This window comes from Actinoallomurus sp. NPDC052274 (assembly GCF_040679475.1).
GTDB classification, from domain to species: domain Bacteria; phylum Actinomycetota; class Actinomycetes; order Streptosporangiales; family Streptosporangiaceae; genus Actinoallomurus; species Actinoallomurus liliacearum.
In genome coordinates this window covers 1-17,635 of sequence record NZ_JBFAUT010000036.1, presented here as the reverse complement: position 1 = coordinate 17,635, position 17,635 = coordinate 1, and the positions used below count along the sequence as shown (strand labels likewise).

Genomic DNA, 17,635 nt, shown 5'->3' with positions numbered 1-17,635 from the left:
TGTAGAGCGTGCGCGCTGAGGTAGGTCAGGGGCGGGAGGTACGAACGCCATGGCCGAATTCCTGACCGACATCAAGACGATCCGCGAGCGGGCCAAGACCGAGATCGACAAGGGCCCGGTGACCGACGCGTACGGCGCCGACCTGGAGCGCGTCATCCAGATCTGCAACGAGGCGCTGGCCACGGAGATCGTCTGCGTACTGCGGTACAAGAGGCACTACTTCACCGCCACCGGCATCCACGCCGAGGCGGTCGCCGGTGAGTTCCTCGAGCACGCCCAAGAGGAGCAGAACCACGCCGACATGCTCGCCGAACGCATCGTCCAGCTCGGCGGCGAGCCGGACTTCAACCCCGACACGCTCGCGACCCGGGCGCACGCCGAGTACGCCGGAAGCCTCGACTTGGTGGAGATGATCAAGGAGGATCTGGTCGCCGAGCGCGTCGCGATCATGTCCTACACCGAGATCATCCAGTGGATCGGGGACGGCGACCCCACGACCAAGCGGGTGTTCGAGACGATCCTCGCGCAGGAGGAGGAGCACGCCGACGATCTGCGTGGCCTGCTCGAACGCCTGCCGGACGAGCTCGAGAGGCTGGACGAGCGCCCGGCGGGGACCTGACCGCACCGCCGGTTCCCGGGTCGATGACGGCATCGGCCCGGGCGCCGGCGAGGCGGCCTCAGCGGTGTCGGGAGATGCCGTCGAACAGGACCTTGATGTAGTGGTCGGCGAGCCCGTCGGCGTCGAGCCGTCCTTCGGGCTGGAACCAGCGCACCGTCACCCAGATCGTGTCGCGGATCATGCGGTAGGTGAGCTTGGGATCGATGTCCTCGCGGAACAGCCCGCTCTCCTGACCGCGCTTGATCTGGCCGACCCACAGCCGCTCGGTCTCGCCCTCGGCCTTGGCGAGGTAGTCGAACCGGTCGAACTGCTTGAGGTAGTTCCAGTCGTTCTGCAGCACCATGATGGCGGCGCGGTGCGGGACCAGCGTGCCGAAGCAGATGCGCACGAGCTCGGACAGGACGTCGCGCGGGTCGCCGCCCTCGGCCAGGGCCGCCTGGTTCGCGGCCGCCAGCTCGTCGAAGAACGACGTGAGGATCTCATCCACGATCGACTCCTTGGAGTCGAAGTGGTGGTAGAGGCTCCCGGAGAGGATCCCGGCCTCGTCCGCGATGTTGCGAACGGTCGTGGCCTGGTAACCCTTCTCCGCGAACAGCTCGGCGGCGAGCTTCACGAGGTGCTCGCGGCGCTCGGAGGCGAGCGTCGACGAGCCCTTCGCGCGACGGCGGGCGCCCCCCGAGGTGCCGGTGCGGGCATCGGCCCGCGGCCGTCCGTTGTCCTTGCGCGTGGTCGTCACCCCCTCATTATGGCCCGTCCGCCCAACCGCTTGTTCAAATAGGAGGGTCACGTCCCGTCACCGGCTCGGTGATCTCCACGGGCACCGGCCGTCGCCGGTTGGCCCCGGTGCCGCATAGGCTCGCATCGCCCCTGGTCACCGCCTGAGGAGAGGACCGCATGTCGCGTGCGATCGTGTTCGACCTGTTCGGTGTCATCGCGCTGACGCAGACGCCCGCGGCGAAGCGCCGGATCGAGGACCTCGCCGGCGTCGCACCCGACGCGCTCTGGGACGCCTATTGGGCGCTCCGTAAACCGTACGACGCGGGACAGTCGAGCGCGGACTACTGGACGGCGGTCGCCGACCGGCTCGGCGTACGGTTCCCGGCCGCGACGATCGACGCGCTGACCGCGGCCGACCTGGCGAGCTGGACGAACGCCGACCCGGCCATGGTGTCCCTCATCGGCGAGCTGGCAGGGCAGGGCCGCCGGCTCGGCCTGCTGTCGAACATCATCGCCGACCTGGTCCCGGTGTTCGAGGAGCGGCACAGGTCGTGGCTCGCCCATTTCGACGCGCTGACCTACTCCTGCGCCATCGGCGTGGCGAAACCCGACCACCGCGCCTTCGAGATCGCGGCCGAGCGCCTCGGGGTCGCGCCGGTCGACTGCCTGTTCATCGACGACACCGAGGTCAACGTCGTGGCCGCCCGCGAGGTCGGCATGCGCGCCGAGGTCTTCCGCTCCGTCGACCAGATCCGCGCCCTGACCGCCGCCTAGCCGCGGCGGCAACGCTCTTCACCGGCCACGAGATCCGTCGCATTCAGAAGATCTTTGTCCTGGACGGACGGCGGAGAAAGTTTCTCCCTTGGTACGAATCGGCGCACCGTCGGGAGGCGCGGCCTTGCCGCTGGAGGTCATGTAGGTCAACGCCGCCCGCATATGCTGGTTTCCCGGACTCCTTTCCCCTGGAGGACTCCATGGATCTCCCCGCTGACTTCACCACAGGCGAACGTATCCGTCACTCCCGGGAAAAGCGTGGAATGACGCGGGCTGTGGTCGCGAACCTGGTCGGCTACTCCTCTGATTGGCTGAAACGGATCGAGGCGGGGCAGCGGGGTATCTCGATTCCCGCGCTCGTACGGTTGGCGCGAGTGCTCAAAGTCGATGATCTTTCTGACTTGATCGACGGGGCGACGCCTATGCCGGTCAGCGCGTGGGAAGGTCCGGCGCATCCGGCCGCTGATGCCGTCCGGGAGATCGTCGATGCGATGACCTTCCGTCCGATGGCCGCCGACGCTCCTCCACCGGACGTCACGGCCCTGACGGCCCGCTTACGGCGAGCGTGGCGGGATTGGCACGCTCTGCCAGATAATCATTCGGTCGTGGCGAGTGTGCTGCCCGCCCTGATCAGTGATCTCGAACGGGCGACCATCGTCCTTGAAGGGACGGAACGGCGAAGGGCTCACGCCGCGCTGACGAGCGCATATGGCTTGACGCAGCACCTCGCCGTCGATCTCGTCGAGCCGGAGGTCGGCCGAATCATTGCCGACCGGGCGGCGCGCTCCGCTCAAATGGCCGACGACCCGGTAAGTCTGGCGTTCGGCGCCTGGACGCATGGTCATGTGCTCCGATCCGTCGACGCGGACGCGGCTCTGTGGACCGTACGGGAGGCGGCAGCCGAGTTGCGGCGGCACATGGAAGACGACGAGGATGCCGTCGGCCTCTATGGCAGCCTTTGTCTGCATATGGCGATAAGCGCGGCATATCAGGGGCAGGACGGCGAGGCTTGGCGGCTGTGGGACGCAGCCGACCGGGTCGCCCGGAATCTGTCCAGCGGATATTCCCATCCGCAGACGATATTCGGGCCCTCGAATGTGGACATTCACGGCGTCAGTCTCGCGGCGGAACTGCGTCGCTTCGGTGAGGCCGTCGCACGAGCCGAGCGAATCGTTCCTGAGAACGTGCCCTCCCGTGAACGCCGAGGACGCCTCTACGGAGAGATCGCCGCCGGTCATATGCAGCGACGTCAGTTGGATGACGCCCGACGTTATCTCGAACTCGCCTACCTAGAGTCACCGGAAGAGGTGCCGTTCTCTCCGCTGACACGCGGTGTCGCGGTCGAGTTGGTGCGCGCTGCGACGGGCCCTCTCAAGGCCGACGCCGTCAGACTCGCCGAGCGCATCGGAGTTCTTTCGACCGGTTAGCCCGAGTCGTCCGGCTTGCCGACGCGAGGGGGGACAGGTCGTCCCTCGCGTGCATCCGAGGCGTTCCTACCGCTCCGATTGTTACGCAGAGCGATGTATCGAACCGGCTCACTCGGCCGTCGGGCTGATGAGGGTCGGCCTATGTCGACTCGCCGCTCCGGGGTGGAAGCAGGGTCGGCCTCGGTGGGCCGGGGGTGGTCAGGAGGCGGACCAGCCGGTCCAGCGGTGGACGGTCAGGGCGATGACGGGGCCTTCGGGGGCGTGCGCGCGGTACTGCCGGTAACGCCCCCGCAGCAGGCCGATCGGCTCGGCCATGGCCTCCGGGTCCTCGATGATCTGCGCGGTGGCGTCGGCGCGCACCCACCACAGACGGGACCACTCGTCCTCGTAGTGGTCGGCGAGCACGGCGACGCGGGGGTCGGCCTGGATGTTGCGGAGCCGTTTGAGGTCCCGGGTGTGCTTCGGCTTGGCGTCGACGGCGGAGTAGATCCGGTCGCCGTCCACCGCGAACGTCATGACGACCAAATGCGGACGCCCCGCCTCGTCCACGGTCGCCATGCGCACGGCGCGCGCGGACGCGAAGCGGGCGCGCGCGATCTGCTCCGGGAGCCTCATTCTTCGAGGTTGCCACGGGGAGGCGGCCCGGGACGGCAGGCGGCGTGCGGCGGCGGGGCCGTGTCGCCGAAGGCAAGGAGGCCGTGACGCCCGCGTAACGAATGCGTTTCGGGCTATTGACATCGACCATGCCTCCCGGCTTCGCTTCGTGGGAGCGCTCCCACAGAACGACCCGGGCTCACCGAGGAGTCCGGCAGAACCCCCCCCGCATATGGAGACGACCTGAGAGGGGTCCGTCATGAGGGTCAACATGCATCGCGGGCGAGTCGGCGCCTTGGCGATCGTGCTGTCCGCCGCGCTCGCGGCGGCGTCGGCGTGCTCAAGCGACGGCGGGAAGTCGAATGACTCCGGCGGCTCGAGCGAGAAGATCACGCTCAACGTCGACGACTTCGGCACCTTCGGCTATCAGGAGCTGTACAAGCAGTTCGAGGCCCAGCACCCGAACATCAAGATCAACGAGCGGAACGTCCCGAAGCTCGATGACTACACCCCGCGGCTCCAGCAGTACATCGCGGCGGGCGCTGGCGCCGGCGACGTGGTCGCGATCGAAGAGGGCATCATGGTGAAGTTCAAGAGCCAGCCCGACAAGTTCGTCGACCTGAAGCAGTACGGCGCGTCGTCGCTGCAGAGCAACTACATCCCCTGGAAGTGGCAGGGGGGCATGAGCCCGGACGGCTCCAAGCTCATCGGCCTGGGCACCGACATCGGCAGCATGTCGCTGTGCTACCGCGCCGACCTGTTCAAGAAGGCCGGTCTGCCCTCCCAGCGCGACGAGGTCACCAAGCTCTGGCCGACCTGGGACGACTTCATCAAGGTGGGCCAGAAGTTCACCTCGAAGATCGGCGGCGACACGAAGTTCATCGACAGCCCCGAGACGTACTACAACACGATCCTCATGCAGGAGGCCGGCAAGGCCTCCAACCAGACGTACTTCGACCAGAGCAACAAGTTCGTCATGGAGTCGAACCCCGCCGTCAAGGCGGCGTTCGACGAGACCGTGAAGATGTCGGACGCCGGGCTCGCCAACGGCGTGCAGTTCCTGTCCGACCCCTGGAGCCAGGCTCTCAAGAAGGACGCCTTCGCCACCGCGCCGTGCCCGGCGTGGATGCTCGGCCTCATCAAGCAGTACGGCGGTGACGAGCAGCAGGGCAAGTGGGACGTCGCGGGCGTGCCGGGCGGCGGCGGCAACTGGGGCGGCTCCTGGCTGGCCGTGCCGCAGCAGAGCAAGCACCCCAAGGAGGCGGCCGAACTGGTCAAGTTCCTGACCAGCCCGCAGGGCCAGATCGCCGCGTTCAAGGCGGCCAACAACCTGCCGTCCTCCCCGCAGGCGCTGAACGACCCGGCGGTCAAGGCGTTCAACAACCCGTACTTCAACAACGCCCCGGTGGGGCAGATCTACGGGGCGACCGCGACGAGCCTCAAGCCCGTCTACCTCGGGGCGGACAACCAGGAGGTCCGGCAGGCGGTCGAGGCGGACCTGCGCGCGATCGCGCAGAAGAAGCTGTCCGCGTCGTCCGGCTGGGGCAAGGCCGTCTCCGACGCCAAGAAGGCGGCGGGGCTCTGAGACCGGCGGGTGGCGCCGGCCTTCCCCAGGACGCGTCGGCCGGCGCCGCCCGTCTCCACGCCCGCCCGTCTTCGACGAAAGGACCTCGTACATGGCCGTCGACCTGCGGCCCGCCCCGGCCGCACCACGCGCCGCGCCGTCCGAGCGGAGCCGCCTGCGCGCCCGGCTCTCCCGGCTGGACCTGAAGGTCTCGCCCTACCTCTACATCTCGCCGTTCTACCTCCTCTTCCTGGTCTTCGGGCTGTTCCCACTCGGCTACACCTTCTGGGTCTCGCTGCACCGCTGGGAGATGATCGGCGGCCACGAGTTCGTCGGCCTGCGGAACTACACGCGGCTGATGACCGACGACCAGTTCTGGAACGCCGTCGTCAACACCTTCGGCATGTTCGTCATCGCGACCGTGCCCCAACTGCTGCTCGCACTGTTGCTGGCCAACGCGCTGAACCGGCGACTGCGCTTCCAGACGCTGTTCCGGATGGGCGTGCTGCTGCCGCTGGTGACGTCCGTCGCGGCGGTCGCGATCGTGTTCACCCAGCTGTACGGCCGCGACTACGGCATGGCCAACTGGGTCCTGCACTTCTTCGGCGTCCACAAGATCGACTGGCAGGCGAACCGGTGGGCCTCCTGGATGGCCGTCTCGACCATGGTCGACTGGCGGTGGACCGGCTACAACTCGCTGATCTTCCTGGCCGGCATGCAGGCGATCCCGCGCGACCTGTACGAGGCTGCGGCGATCGACGGCGCCTCCCGGCGCCAGCAGTTCTGGCGGATCACCGTGCCGATGCTGCGGCCCACGATCATCTTCACCTCGATCATCTCCACCATCGGGGGCCTGCAGCTGTTCACCGAGCCGCTGCTGTTCAACTTCGGGTACATGAACGGCGGCTCGCTGCGGCAGTCGCAGACCGTGGCGATGTACATGTTCGAGAACGCCTTCAACCGCTATCAGTACGGCTACGGCTCCGCGGTCGCCTGGATGCTCTTCCTGCTGATCCTCATCTTCTCCCTGGTCAATTTCCTGCTGATCCGCCGGTTCGCCGGAGGTGGTGACAAGTGAAGGAAGCCGTCGTCCGCCGCTCCCGGCAGGCCGCCGCCGGCTCGGCGCGGCTGTGGAACGCCAGCCCGCTGACGTACATCGTGCTGATCTTCGCGATCGTCCTGTCGGCGTTCCCGCTGTACTGGATGTTCGTCGTGGCCACGCGGACCAACGCGGTCGTCGGCGCGGTGCCGCCGCCGTTCATCGCCGGTCAGCATCTCGGCGACAACCTGCGCCGCGTGTTCGAGAACGAGCAGGCGCACTTCGCCAAGGCGCTGGTCAACTCCGCGATCGCCTCGATCGTCGTCGCCCTGTCGACGGTGTTCTTCGCGTCGCTGGCCGGCTTCGCCTTCGCGAAGCTGCGCTTCAAGGGCCAGAACGCGCTGCTGCTGGTCGTCGTCGCCACGATGATGGTGCCGGTGCAGATGGGCATCATCCCGCTGTACATGGTGATGGTGCACCTGCACTGGACCGGCAAGCTCCAGGCGGTGATCGTCCCGTTCCTCGTCACCGGCTTCGGCGTGTTCATGATGCGCCAGTACGCGTCGCAGGCCATCCCGGACGAGCTGATCGAGGCCGCTCGGGTCGACGGGGCGTCGACGTTCCGGATCTTCTGGAGCGTGGTGCTGCCCGCGCTGCGGCCCGCGGCCTCGGTGCTGGCGCTGTTCACCTTCATGTCGACCTGGAACGAGTTCATCTGGCCGCGGGCCGTGCTGAACCCGGACAACCCGACCGTGCAGTACTCCCTGGCACTGCTGAACAGCGCCTATTTCAACGACTACACGCTGATGTTCGCCGGCACTGTCGTGGCGACCATCCCGCTGTTCGTCGTCTTCGTGGTGTTCGGCCGCCAGATCATCGGCGGAATCATGGAAGGGGCCGTCAAGGCATGACGATCCAGAAATCACGCGAGGAGACGGAGATCAGGTTCCCCACCGGCTTCGTCTGGGGCGCGGCGACCGCGGCGTACCAGATCGAGGGGGCGGTGGACGAGGACGGGCGCGGACCGTCGATCTGGGACACCTTCGCCCACACGCCGGGCAAGGTGCTGGGTGGTGACACCGGCGACGTCGCCACGGACCACTACCACCGGTTCAGTGAGGACGTGGCGCTGATGGCCTCCCTCGGCCTGACGGCGTACCGGTTCTCGATCTCCTGGTCGCGCGTACTACCGGACGGCACCGGACCGGTGAACGCCAAGGGCCTGGACTTCTACCGGCGCCTCGTCGACACCCTCCTCGAGGCGGACGTGCAGCCCTGGCCGACGCTGTACCACTGGGACCTGCCCCAGGCGCTGGAGGACGCCGGAGGCTGGCCCAACCGCGACACGGCGTACCGCTTCGCCGAGTACGCCCGGCTCGTCTGCGACGCGCTCGGCGACCGGGTCGTCAACTGGACGACGATCAACGAGCCCTGGTGCGCGGCCTTCCTCGGGTACGCCTCCGGGGACCACGCGCCGGGCCGCCGCGAGCCGGGGGCGTCCATGGGCGCCGCCCACCACCTGCTCCTCGGCCACGGCCTCGCCGCGCAGTCGCTGCGCGGCGAGGGCAGGAACGTCGGCGCGTCGGTCAACCTGTACGCCGTGTCGCCGGCCAGTGAGGCGCCCGAGGACGTCGACGCCGCCCGGCGCATCGACGGGCTGCAGAACCGCCTCTTCCTCGACGCCCTGCTGCGCGGGGAGTACCCCGAGGACGTCATCGCCGACCTGGGCGACCACGCCCCGGACGTGCACGACGGCGACATGGAGATCATCGGCGGGTCGGTCGACCAGCTCGGGATCAACTACTACAACCGCTTCTTCGTCACCGGCAAGGAGGGCGCGGCGCGCGCGATCACGTCGCCGTTCGCCGAGGCGTCGCCGTGGCCGGGCAGCGAGCACGTCGGCTTCGTCCAGGTCGGCCGGCCGGTCACCGCGATGGGCTGGGAGATCGACGAGTCCGGGCTCGCCGAGGTGCTCACCCGCGTCGCCGAGGAGTACCCGTCCGTGCCCCTGTACGTGACGGAGAACGGCGCGGCGTTCGACGACATCGTGGCGGAGGGCGAGAACGGCGACGGCCCACGGGTCGACGACCCCGACCGTGTCGCCTACATCGAGGCGCATCTGCGCGCCTGCCACACGGCGATCAGCGCGGGCGTGCCGCTGCGCGGGTATTTCGCCTGGTCACTGATGGACAACTTCGAGTGGGGCTGGGGGTACGCCAAGCGGTTCGGGCTCGTCTACGTCGACTTCCTGACCCAGGCGCGGATCCCCAAGACCAGCGCACAGTGGTACTCCTCGGTGATCGGGCAGGGCGGGCTCGGCAGAATAAGCGGGTGAACACTGTCGACCGACCACCGCGTCGCCCGCCGTCGCGGGTCCTTCCGCCGGGCGTGAGAGCGCTCTCGATGCCTCGGCCGGTGACCACGTGACGAGCGGGCGGCGACCGACCCTCGAGGCCGTCGCGGCACGGGCCGGCGTGGGCCGCGGCACCGTCTCCCGGGTGATCAACGGTTCGCCGAAAGTCAGCCCGGAGGCGCGCGAGGCCGTGCTGCGGGCCATCGACGAGCTCGGGTACGTCCCGAACCGCGCGGCCCGCGCCCTGGTCACCCGCCGTACGGACACGGTCGCGCTGTTCGTGTCGGAGTCGGAGGAGCGCGTCTTCGGCGAGCCGTACTTCGCCGGCATCATCCGGGGGATCAGCGCCGGTCTCGCGGACACCGGGCTGCAACTCCTGCTGGTGATCGCCCAGTCGGAGGACGAGCACGCGCGGTTCGAGCGCTACCTCACCGGCCAGCACGTCGACGGGGTACTGCTGATCTCCTTGCACGGCGGCGACCCGCTGCCCCGCCACCTGGAGGAGAACGGCGTGCCGACCGTGCTCGGCGGAAAGCCCGTGGGCGTGGTGCCGGTGAGCTGCGTGGACGCCGACAACCGGGGTGGCGCCCGGCAGGCCGTCGAGCACCTCATCGGCCTGGGACGCCGCCGGATCGGCTCGATAACCGGCCCGCAGGACATGCAGGTGGGCGTCGACCGTCTCGACGGGTACCACGACGCCCTCGCCGCCGCCGGGCTCACCGGCCCGGTCGTACCGGGGGACTTCAGCGAGGAGTCCGGGGAGCGCGGGATGCGCGAACTCCTCGCCCGCGAACCGGAGCTGGACGCCGTGTTCGCGGCCTCGGACCCCATGGCGGTCGGCGCCATGCGAGTGCTCAAGGAGCGCGGGATCCACATCCCCCGAGAGGTCGCGGTCGTCGGGTTCGACGACTCCTCGACGGCGCGGCACACCGACCCGCCTCTCACCTCCGTGCATCAGCCGCTGGAGACGATGGGCCGGGAGATGGCGCGGCTGCTGGTCGCCCGCATCCGCGGCGAGGAGATCGCGCGTCCCGTGGTCATCGTGGACACCCACCTGGTGCCCCGCGAATCCTCCCTCGGCACCGCGAGGTCCGGCTCTCACTGAAAGCCCGTGCGAAACGCGGTAGTTGGGGAAGACTGAGCCGATGCAGTCACTTCTGGCCGGCCGGTACCGCCTCCGTGAGCGGATCGGCCGTGGTGGCATGGCATCCGTCTGGCTGGCGCGGGACGAGGTCCTGGTCCGGCAGGTCGCGGTCAAGCTCATCGACCCGGAGCTGGCCCGGGACCCGGAGTTCCGCAGGAGGTTCCGGGACGAGGCGCGCGCGGCGGCCGCCCTGTCCCACCCGCACATCGTCACCGTGCACGACTACGGGGAGTCGGACGGCACGCCGTACATCGTGATGGAGCTGCTCACCGGCTCGACGCTCGCCGACGTCCGCCCGGTCCCCGACGTCGAGCGGGTGATCGGCCAGATCGCGTCGGCGCTGGCCGCCGCGCACGCCGCGCGCATCGTGCACCGGGACATCAAGCCCACCAACATCTTCGTCACGTCGTCCGGGGTGAAGGTCCTCGACTTTGGCATCGCCGGTGACGCGCGGATGGGCACGCCCGACTACCTGCCGCCCGAGAACGACCTGTCGCCCTCCGCCGACGTGTACTCCCTCGGGATCGTGTGGTTCGAGGCGGTGAAGGGCCGCCGCCCCGAACCGGGGGAGACCCTCGGCGGCCTGCAGGCCCGCTGCGTCGCCCGCTCCGCGCCGGACCGGCCGACCGCGGCCGAGATCGCCAGGGCACTGGAGGTGGAGGCGGAGCCCGCCGTCGACCCCGACGCCGCCACGCCGAGGAGGCCCGCCCACCCGATCACCCGGGTGCTGACCGCCCAGGCCGTCCAGCGGCGCCGGGTGTCGCTGGCCGCCGGTGCCGCCGCCGCGATCACGGCCGCGGTGATCGCCATCGTGCTGAGCTCCGGCGACCCCGGCTCGAAGGCCGCGCTGACCGCGCCGTCCAGCCCCGCGGAGTCCGCGGCCTCTCCCCACACCTCGGAGCCCGTCACGCCCTCGACCACACCGGGCGCCGCGACCGCCGGATCGCAGCCGACGACGCCCGCCGCCGCACCGCCGGCGCCGCCCTCCCAGGCCCACCGGGTCCGGACCCGGTGGGCGCCGACCCCGTCCGGCACGGTCGAGGCGCTCACCCAGATGCGGCGCACGGTGGACGAGGGCATGGCCGTCCGGGAGGTCCGCTCCGACGTGGCCGTCGACCTCGACAACATCATCACCACCCTGACGAACGAGGTCGCCGCCGGGCAGCGCGTCGACCTGCGGCAGCGGTTGACGGACCTCCGCCAAAAGATCATCACGCGCCGCGGCGAAGGCGGCCTGACGAAGAGCCGCGCCGACACGCTCCTCGGCGAACTGCCCGCCGTCTAGGCCGCACCCGGCGAGCCGCGCCGACACGCCGCCCGATGAGCCGCGCCGGACACGCCGCCCGGCGAACCGCCCGCCGTCCGAGCCTCACCCGTCGAGCCGCGCGCCGATCTCCCGGACGATCGAGACCAGCAGCTCGACGTCGGCCTCGGTGGTCCGCCAGTTCACGATCGCCGGCCGGAGCGCGGTCATTCCCCGGTAGACGGTCGTACCGGCGAAGACCCGCCCGTCCGCGAGCAGCTCGGCGCCCAGCCGGGTGTTCAGCGCGTCCAGATCCGTGACGTCGGGTCGCCGGTAACGGAAGCAGACGACGCACAGTCGCACCGGCGCGAGCAGTTCCAGGTCCGGGGCCTCCTCGACGAGCCGGCCGAGGTGCGCGGCGAGGTCGAGATGCCGCTCCACCATCGCCCGGTGACCCTCGCGCCCGTAAGCGCGCAGCGTCGCCCAGATCGGGAGGGCTCGCGCTCGACGCGAGGAGTCGGGGCCGAGGAACTGGTAGTTGACGTGCTCGTCCCCTTCTCCGGGCAGATAGGGCGCGTCCCACGCCCCGAAGGCCCGGCCCAGCAGCGCGGCGTCCCGGACGAACGCGAACCCGCTCTCGTACGGGACGTTCAGCCACTTGTGCCCGTCACTGATGACGGAGTCGGCTCGTTCGATCCCGCTCACCAGATGCCGCGTCCGCGGTGACACCGCCGCGAACAGTCCGAACGCGCCGTCCACGTGGAGCCACGCGCCGTGCCGCTCGGCGAGCTCGGCCATCTCGTCGATCGGATCGAAGTCGCCGGTGTTGACGTCCCCGGCGTTCGCCACGACCACCGCGGGACCGTCGGCCTCCGCGAGCGCCCGGTCGAGCGCGGTGAGGTCGATCCGGCCCGCGTCGTCCCGGGCGAACCTTCGCACCGTGTCGCGGCCCAGGCCGAGCATCTGCAGGGCCTTGCGGGTGCTCACGTGGACGTATCCGCTGGAGAAGACCGGCATCGGCGGCAATCCCGCCAGCCCGTCGGTGGTGACGTTCACGCCGTGCCGCTCCGCCCACCAGAACCGCGCCGCCGACAGCGCCGTGAAGTTCGCGGAGGTGGCACTGGTGGTGAGCACTCCGCCGTAGGACTCGGGGAGTCCGAACAGGTCCTTCAGCCAGCACAGGACCACCGTCTCGGCCTGTGTGCCGAAGGGGGAGGCCGCCCAGTTGCCCGGATTCTGGTCGAGCAGGGAGGCGATCCAGTCGCCGGCGAGTGCGGCGGGAGTGCTGCCGCCGACGACGAAGTGGAAGAAGCGCGGCCCGGCCGAGTGGGTGGCCGCGGAGGTACCGATCCGCAGCAGACGCGCGACGCCGTCGACGGTGCCGTCGCCTCGCTCGGGCAGCGGCCCGCCGAGCTCACCGATCAACGTCGCGGTGTCCGGATCGCTCACCGGCCGGGTCGCCAGCGAGTCCAGGTACGGGACGGCCGCCTCCGCGACCAGTTCCAGGGCCTTGCCGGTCGCGTGGATGTCGTCGAGGGGAAGACTCATACGGGTAGCCGACCACGCCGGTTCGTCGCGTGTCGATGCCAATCGCGGGGATCGGCCCTTCCCCGGCCCTTCCGCGCCACGGACTCCTCCGTGCGGCTATCGGCCGCCCGCTGCGTTCAGTGTCAGGAGGGTGTAGGCGGCCATCGTGCAGCCGTCGACGATCTCCCCGTCGCGGATCATCCGCTCCAGGTCCGGGCGGGCGACCCAGCGCTGCGTCATCCCCTGCTCCTCCGGGTCGCGGTCGGCCGTGTCCCCGTGCGTCAGGCCGGTCGCGAGGAACACGTCGCAGCGCTGGTTGGTGAACCCCACCCCGATCGCGAACGACCCGATGCGTTCCAGCGCCGCCGCGCGCAGGCCCGCCTCCTGCGCCAGCTCCGCGCGCGCCAGCTCCTCCACGCTCGTCTCCCGGTCGTCCGGCCAGGTGCCCTGCGGAAACTCCAGCGACCGGCGGGACAGCGTGTAGCGGTACTGCTCGACGAGGTGGAACCCGTCGTTCTCCATCGGGATGATCAGCGCCGCGGTGGGCTTGTCCACGACACCGTAGATGCCGGGGGACCCGTCCGGATGCCGGATGTCGTCCTCCCGCACCGTCATCCACCGGTTCTGATAGACCACACGACTGGAGATCTGGATCATGCGGTCAGCGTTCCACAGGATCGTCAGAGGTCGCGGATCAGGTCGATGTTGGGGGTCTCCTCGGGGTCCTCGTGCTCGGTCTCGAGGAACGCCTTCACGCACTCGACGGCGACGTCCGGGGCGAGGCGCTTCAGGCTGAGGGCCAGGACGTTCGCGTCGTTCCACAGCCGGGCGTTCCGCGCGATCCACGGCTCCCACGCGAGCGCGGCGCGTACGCCGGGGACCTTGTTGGCCGCGATGGACGTGCCGGTGCCGGTCCAGCACATGAGCACGCCGTAGTCGGCCTCGCCGCTCGCCACCGCGCGGCCGGCCTCCCGGGAGAAGTCGGGCCACTTCTCGAGGTCGTCGATGACACGCACCTCGGCGACCTCGCCCAGGTGATCGAGCACCGCACGGGTGCACTCGTTCTCGTCGTCCGCGCCGAAGACCACCTTCACGGGCCAAGCCTGCCACGCCGGTACGGCGGTGCGCGAGGGAGACTCCCGGCGGGACGACCGGCGGGGGGCTGGTAGACATTGGGGCGTGACCGAGGAACCCGCCTGGGCGATGCAACTCGCCCTGCGCATCGAGAAGGCCGCGCCGCCGTCGCACCTGGCGATCTGCGAGGCGGCCGCGATGGCCGTCGTCCGGCTGCTGACCGACCCGCGCTCGGCGCCGGGCGGGGAGTGGCACGACGCGGTGGCGGCCTGGGAGTCGCGGCGCATCCGCAAGGTGGCGCGCCGCGCCCGGGGCGCGCGCTGGGAGGCCCTGGCCGCGCTGCCCGGCGTGCTGGCCGACCATGACGGCGCGCTGGCGCGGGCGTTCGTGCCCGGACCGGTCACGGAGGTGCCGCCGGAGATCTCCAAGCTGCAGGTCGGCGGCACCGACCTGCCGCGCGACGACGAGCCGAAACCTCCGCCCGAGCCGCCGTACGCACTGGTCACCGTCGATCCCGGCGTCGCCATGACCACCGGAAAGATCGCCGCGCAGTGTGGTCACGCGGCGCAATTGCTGCTGCGCGCCCGTGGCGAGTGGCCGGGCCTGCGGGTCCGGGTCGTGGAGGCGGACGACTGGGGGCGCAGCGTGGCCGAGGCCGACGTGGCGGTGCGGGACGGCGGTTTCACCGAGGTCGCCCCCGGCACGATGACCGCCGTCGCCCGCCTCATCTTCTGACGCCCTCAGACGGCGGCCTTCTCCGGCTCCTCCTGCGCGGACAGGGGTGCCGCGACCTCCTCGAGCGACCGGCTGGCCGCCTCGACCCCGACGAAGATCTCCACGATTCCCGCGGCGATCATCAGGGCGGCGCCCAGCAGGTAGCCGTCGCTCACCGCAGACTCCTTACCGGTGTCGACGAGCTTTCCGAACAGCGCCGGGCCGATGATGCCGCCCACCGCCGTGCCGACCGCGTAGAACGACGCGATGGCCATGGCCCGGGTCTCCATCGGGAAGATCTCCGAACCGGTCAGGTACGCGGAGCTGGCGCCGGCCGAGGCGAAGAAGAACACGATCACCCAGCAGACCGTCAGCGTCGTGGCGGACAGGTGCCCGCCGCGGAAGAGCATCGCCGTGCCGATCAGCAGCAGCCCGGAGAGGATGTAGGTCCCGGAGATCATGATCTTGCGGCCGAGCCGGTCGAACAGCCGGCTCAAGATGAAGGCGCCGAAGAAGTTGCCGAGTCCGATCGGCACCAGGTACCAGCCCGTCCGATCGTCGGGGACCTTGAAGAACTTCGACAGCACCAGCGCGTACGTGAAGAACACGGCGTTGTAGAGGAACGCCTGCCCGACGAAGAGCGACAGCCCCAGGACGGTGCGCTTGGGATAGAGCTTGACGGCCGTCCGGACGATATCGCCGAAGCCCACCGTCCGCCGCTGCCGGATCTCGATGCTCTCGTCGGGCTCGTCGAGCCTCTCGCCCGTCTCCTCCGAGACGGTCCGCTCGATGTCGCCGACGATCTTCTCGGCCTCGTCGGCCCGGCCGTGGATGAACAGCCAGCGCGGGCTCTCCGGAACCATCCGCCGGACGAACAGGATGCCCACGCCCAGGAGGGCGCCGATCCCGAACAGGAGCCGCCAGCCCACGTCCTTCGGCAGCACCGAGGCGTTCAGGACGGGCACGGACATGAGCGCGGCGAACGTCGTCCCGAGCCAGAAGGACCCGTTGACCACCACGTCGACGGTGCCGCGCAGCCGCGCGGGGATCAGTTCGTCGACCGCGGAGTTCACCGCGGCGTACTCTCCGCCGATCCCGGTCCCGGTGACGAACCGGCAGGCGTAGAACCAGATCGGATTGAACGAGAAGGCGGTCGCCACGGTCGCCAGCAGATAGACCGCGAGCGTTATCAGGAACAGTTTCTTGCGCCCGAACCGGTCCGTCAGGTAGCCGAAGAACAACGCGCCGGCGCAGGCCCCCGCGACGTAACAGGCGGCTCCGAGCCCGACCTGGGAGTCGGTCAGCCCGAGGCCCCCGGCCTTGTCCGTCAGCCGGGGCCCGATCACGCCGACGACGTTCACCTCGAGGCCGTCGAGGATCCAAACGGTTCCCAGCCCGAGGAGGATCAGCCAGTGCCAGCGCGCCCAGGGAAGTCGATCGAGCCGTGCGGGGATTCTCGTCTCGATCGTTCTGCCGTTTTTCATGCCGGGCTTTCTCCCCATTAGAGCGGTTTTATGCTCAACCACGCCGCTACCAGCGCAGACGGGGTGACGGGTTAGGGCGGGCCCGGCCGGGTAGCGCTTGAGCATGCGCATCGTGGTTACCGGAGCGACCGGAAATGTCGGGACCAGCGTGGTCGAGGCGCTCGGCCGGGACCCGGGCGTCGACACGGTGCTGGGACTGGCCCGGCGCGAGCCCGACTGGACGGCTCCGAAGACCGAATGGGCGGCCGCCGACGTCGTGACGGCCGACCTCGCGCCCCTCTTCCGAGGCGCCGACACGGTCATCCACCTGGCGTGGGCGTTCCACCCGACCCATGACTCCGCGGCGACCTGGCGGACCAACGTCATCGGCAGCACGCGCGTCTTCGACGCCGTCGCCGCGGCCGGCGTGCCGGCCCTGGTGTACGCCTCGTCGGTGGGCGCGTACTCCCCGGGCCCCAAGGACCGCGCCGTCGACGAGTCCTGGCCCACGCACGGCTGGCCCGGCGCCTCGTACACCCGGGAGAAGGCCTACGTCGAGCGCGTACTGGACGCCTTCGAGGCGGCGCACTCCGACCGCAGGGTCGTACGCCTGCGGCCGGGGTTCATCTTCAAGCGGGAGGCCGCCCAGGAACAGCGACGGATCTTCGGCGGTCCGCTGGTGCCGAACCTTTCGGCCGGGCGGCTGCCGGTCGTCCCCGACATCCCGGGCCTGCGCTTCCAGACGCTGCACACCACCGACGTCGCCGAGGCGTACCGGCTGGCCGCGCTGGGCGACGCGCGCGGGCCCTTCAACGTCGCCGCCGACCCGGTCGTGGGCGCCGCCGAACTGGCCGACCTGCTCGGCGCCCGGCGCGTCCGGGTCCCGGCCACGGTCGTACGCGGGGCGATCTGGGCGGGCTGGCAGCTCAACCTGGTGCCGGCCTCACCCGGCCTGTTCGACGCCGTGATCCGGCTCCCGATCATGGACACCGGCCGCGCCCGCCGTGACCTGGGCTGGTCGCCGCGGTACTCCTCGCTGGACGCGCTGCGCGAGTTCCTCGAGGGCCTCCGCACGGGGGCCGGCCTCCCGACGCCGCCGCTGACGCCCCACCCGCCCGGCGGCCGGCTCCGCGAACTGCTGACCAGCCGCCGCTGACGGCCGGTCAGGAGGCGCGGGCCGGTGACGCGCCCCCTGCGCGGGGTCAAGGGCGCCAGGACTCAGCCCTCGAGACCGGGCTCAGGTCGCTCTCAGGACGGGGACGGCGGAGGTCCGCCCGACGATCCGTACCTAGACGAGTAGTTCCGAAGTCGTGCCGGTGTGCGGGCATGAAGAGAGGGCGTTCAAGATCATGTTGTGACGCAAGACCTGAACACCCTCCTGAC

General features: G+C 70.1%; 17 protein-coding genes. 11 read left to right on the top strand and 6 right to left on the bottom strand.

What is annotated here, in order from left to right:
* Positions 1 to 49: 49 nt before the first annotated feature.
* A complete protein-coding gene (locus tag AB0K82_RS27200) occupies positions 50 to 619 on the top strand; it encodes a ferritin-like domain-containing protein (RefSeq protein WP_364402063.1) in 570 nt (189 codons plus the stop codon).
* A 58-nt stretch (positions 620 to 677) separates the two neighbouring features.
* Here the strand turns inward: AB0K82_RS27200 and AB0K82_RS27195 are convergent, their stop codons facing one another.
* Positions 678 to 1,355: a TetR/AcrR family transcriptional regulator gene (locus tag AB0K82_RS27195; protein ID WP_364402061.1), complete on the bottom strand. Its 678-nt coding sequence runs from the start codon at positions 1,353 to 1,355 to the stop codon at positions 678 to 680.
* Positions 1,356 to 1,513: 158 nt separating this feature from the next.
* Between AB0K82_RS27195 and AB0K82_RS27190 the strand changes: the two genes are divergently transcribed.
* Together AB0K82_RS27190 and AB0K82_RS27185 are read left to right on the top strand one after the other, a co-directional pair.
* Positions 1,514 to 2,110 (top strand): HAD family phosphatase, encoded by a 597-nt coding sequence (locus AB0K82_RS27190; protein WP_364402058.1) that lies wholly within the window; start codon positions 1,514 to 1,516, stop codon positions 2,108 to 2,110.
* A gap of 200 nt (positions 2,111 to 2,310) precedes the next feature.
* Positions 2,311 to 3,537, top strand: coding sequence for a helix-turn-helix transcriptional regulator (locus tag AB0K82_RS27185; RefSeq protein WP_364402055.1), 1,227 nt, complete (start codon positions 2,311 to 2,313; stop codon positions 3,535 to 3,537).
* Between the two features lie 198 nt (positions 3,538 to 3,735).
* On the opposite strand, the gene AB0K82_RS27180 is transcribed toward AB0K82_RS27185, so the two are convergent.
* Positions 3,736 to 4,152 (bottom strand): TIGR03668 family PPOX class F420-dependent oxidoreductase, encoded by a 417-nt coding sequence (locus AB0K82_RS27180; RefSeq protein WP_364402053.1) that lies wholly within the window; start codon positions 4,150 to 4,152, stop codon positions 3,736 to 3,738.
* A gap of 250 nt (positions 4,153 to 4,402) precedes the next feature.
* Here AB0K82_RS27180 and AB0K82_RS27175 point away from each other — a divergent pair, with 250 nt between their 5' ends.
* From AB0K82_RS27175 to AB0K82_RS27150, 6 genes are all read left to right on the top strand, one after another.
* Positions 4,403 to 5,716: an extracellular solute-binding protein gene (locus AB0K82_RS27175; RefSeq protein ID WP_364402050.1), complete on the top strand. Its 1,314-nt coding sequence runs from the start codon at positions 4,403 to 4,405 to the stop codon at positions 5,714 to 5,716.
* Positions 5,717 to 5,807: 91 nt separating this feature from the next.
* Complete coding sequence (locus AB0K82_RS27170) at positions 5,808 to 6,773, top strand: sugar ABC transporter permease (RefSeq protein ID WP_364402047.1); 966 nt, start codon at positions 5,808 to 5,810, stop codon at positions 6,771 to 6,773.
* A complete protein-coding gene (locus AB0K82_RS27165; protein ID WP_364402045.1) occupies positions 6,770 to 7,645 on the top strand; it encodes a carbohydrate ABC transporter permease in 876 nt (291 codons plus the stop codon). The genes AB0K82_RS27170 and AB0K82_RS27165 overlap by 4 nt, the downstream gene beginning before the upstream one ends.
* Positions 7,642 to 9,069: a GH1 family beta-glucosidase gene (locus tag AB0K82_RS27160; RefSeq protein WP_364402042.1), complete on the top strand. Its 1,428-nt coding sequence runs from the start codon at positions 7,642 to 7,644 to the stop codon at positions 9,067 to 9,069. Before AB0K82_RS27165 ends, AB0K82_RS27160 begins: the two co-directional genes overlap by 4 nt.
* Positions 9,070 to 9,157: 88 nt before the next feature.
* Positions 9,158 to 10,192 carry a LacI family DNA-binding transcriptional regulator gene (locus AB0K82_RS27155; protein WP_364402039.1) on the top strand — a complete coding sequence of 345 codons (1,035 nt, stop codon included), beginning with the start codon at positions 9,158 to 9,160 and terminating at the stop codon, positions 10,190 to 10,192.
* Positions 10,193 to 10,232: 40 nt separating this feature from the next.
* Entirely contained in the window at positions 10,233 to 11,516 is a 1,284-nt protein-coding gene (locus tag AB0K82_RS27150) for a protein kinase (protein WP_364402037.1), read from the top strand.
* Between the two features lie 84 nt (positions 11,517 to 11,600).
* On the opposite strand, the gene AB0K82_RS27145 is transcribed toward AB0K82_RS27150, so the two are convergent.
* The 3 genes from AB0K82_RS27145 to AB0K82_RS27135 all read right to left on the bottom strand — a co-directional run bounded on the left by AB0K82_RS27145 (position 11,601) and on the right by AB0K82_RS27135 (position 14,095).
* Entirely contained in the window at positions 11,601 to 13,022 is a 1,422-nt protein-coding gene (locus tag AB0K82_RS27145; RefSeq protein ID WP_364402034.1) for an aspartate aminotransferase family protein, read from the bottom strand.
* A gap of 96 nt (positions 13,023 to 13,118) precedes the next feature.
* Positions 13,119 to 13,658 carry an NUDIX hydrolase gene (locus AB0K82_RS27140; protein ID WP_364402031.1) on the bottom strand — a complete coding sequence of 180 codons (540 nt, stop codon included), beginning with the start codon at positions 13,656 to 13,658 and terminating at the stop codon, positions 13,119 to 13,121.
* A 23-nt stretch (positions 13,659 to 13,681) separates the two neighbouring features.
* Positions 13,682 to 14,095, bottom strand: a complete 414-nt coding sequence (locus AB0K82_RS27135; protein WP_364402029.1) for an RpiB/LacA/LacB family sugar-phosphate isomerase — start codon at positions 14,093 to 14,095, stop codon at positions 13,682 to 13,684.
* 85 nt (positions 14,096 to 14,180) lie between these two features.
* Between AB0K82_RS27135 and AB0K82_RS27130 the strand changes: the two genes are divergently transcribed.
* Positions 14,181 to 14,810: a hypothetical protein gene (locus AB0K82_RS27130; RefSeq protein WP_364402027.1), complete on the top strand. Its 630-nt coding sequence runs from the start codon at positions 14,181 to 14,183 to the stop codon at positions 14,808 to 14,810.
* A 5-nt stretch (positions 14,811 to 14,815) separates the two neighbouring features.
* On the opposite strand, the gene AB0K82_RS27125 is transcribed toward AB0K82_RS27130, so the two are convergent.
* A complete protein-coding gene (locus AB0K82_RS27125; protein WP_364402025.1) occupies positions 14,816 to 16,273 on the bottom strand; it encodes an MFS transporter in 1,458 nt (485 codons plus the stop codon).
* A gap of 103 nt (positions 16,274 to 16,376) precedes the next feature.
* Here AB0K82_RS27125 and AB0K82_RS27120 point away from each other — a divergent pair, with 103 nt between their 5' ends.
* On the top strand, positions 16,377 to 17,408 hold the full coding sequence (locus AB0K82_RS27120; protein WP_364402022.1) for an SDR family oxidoreductase: 1,032 nt from the start codon (positions 16,377 to 16,379) through the stop codon (positions 17,406 to 17,408).
* Positions 17,409 to 17,635 lie beyond the last annotated feature (227 nt).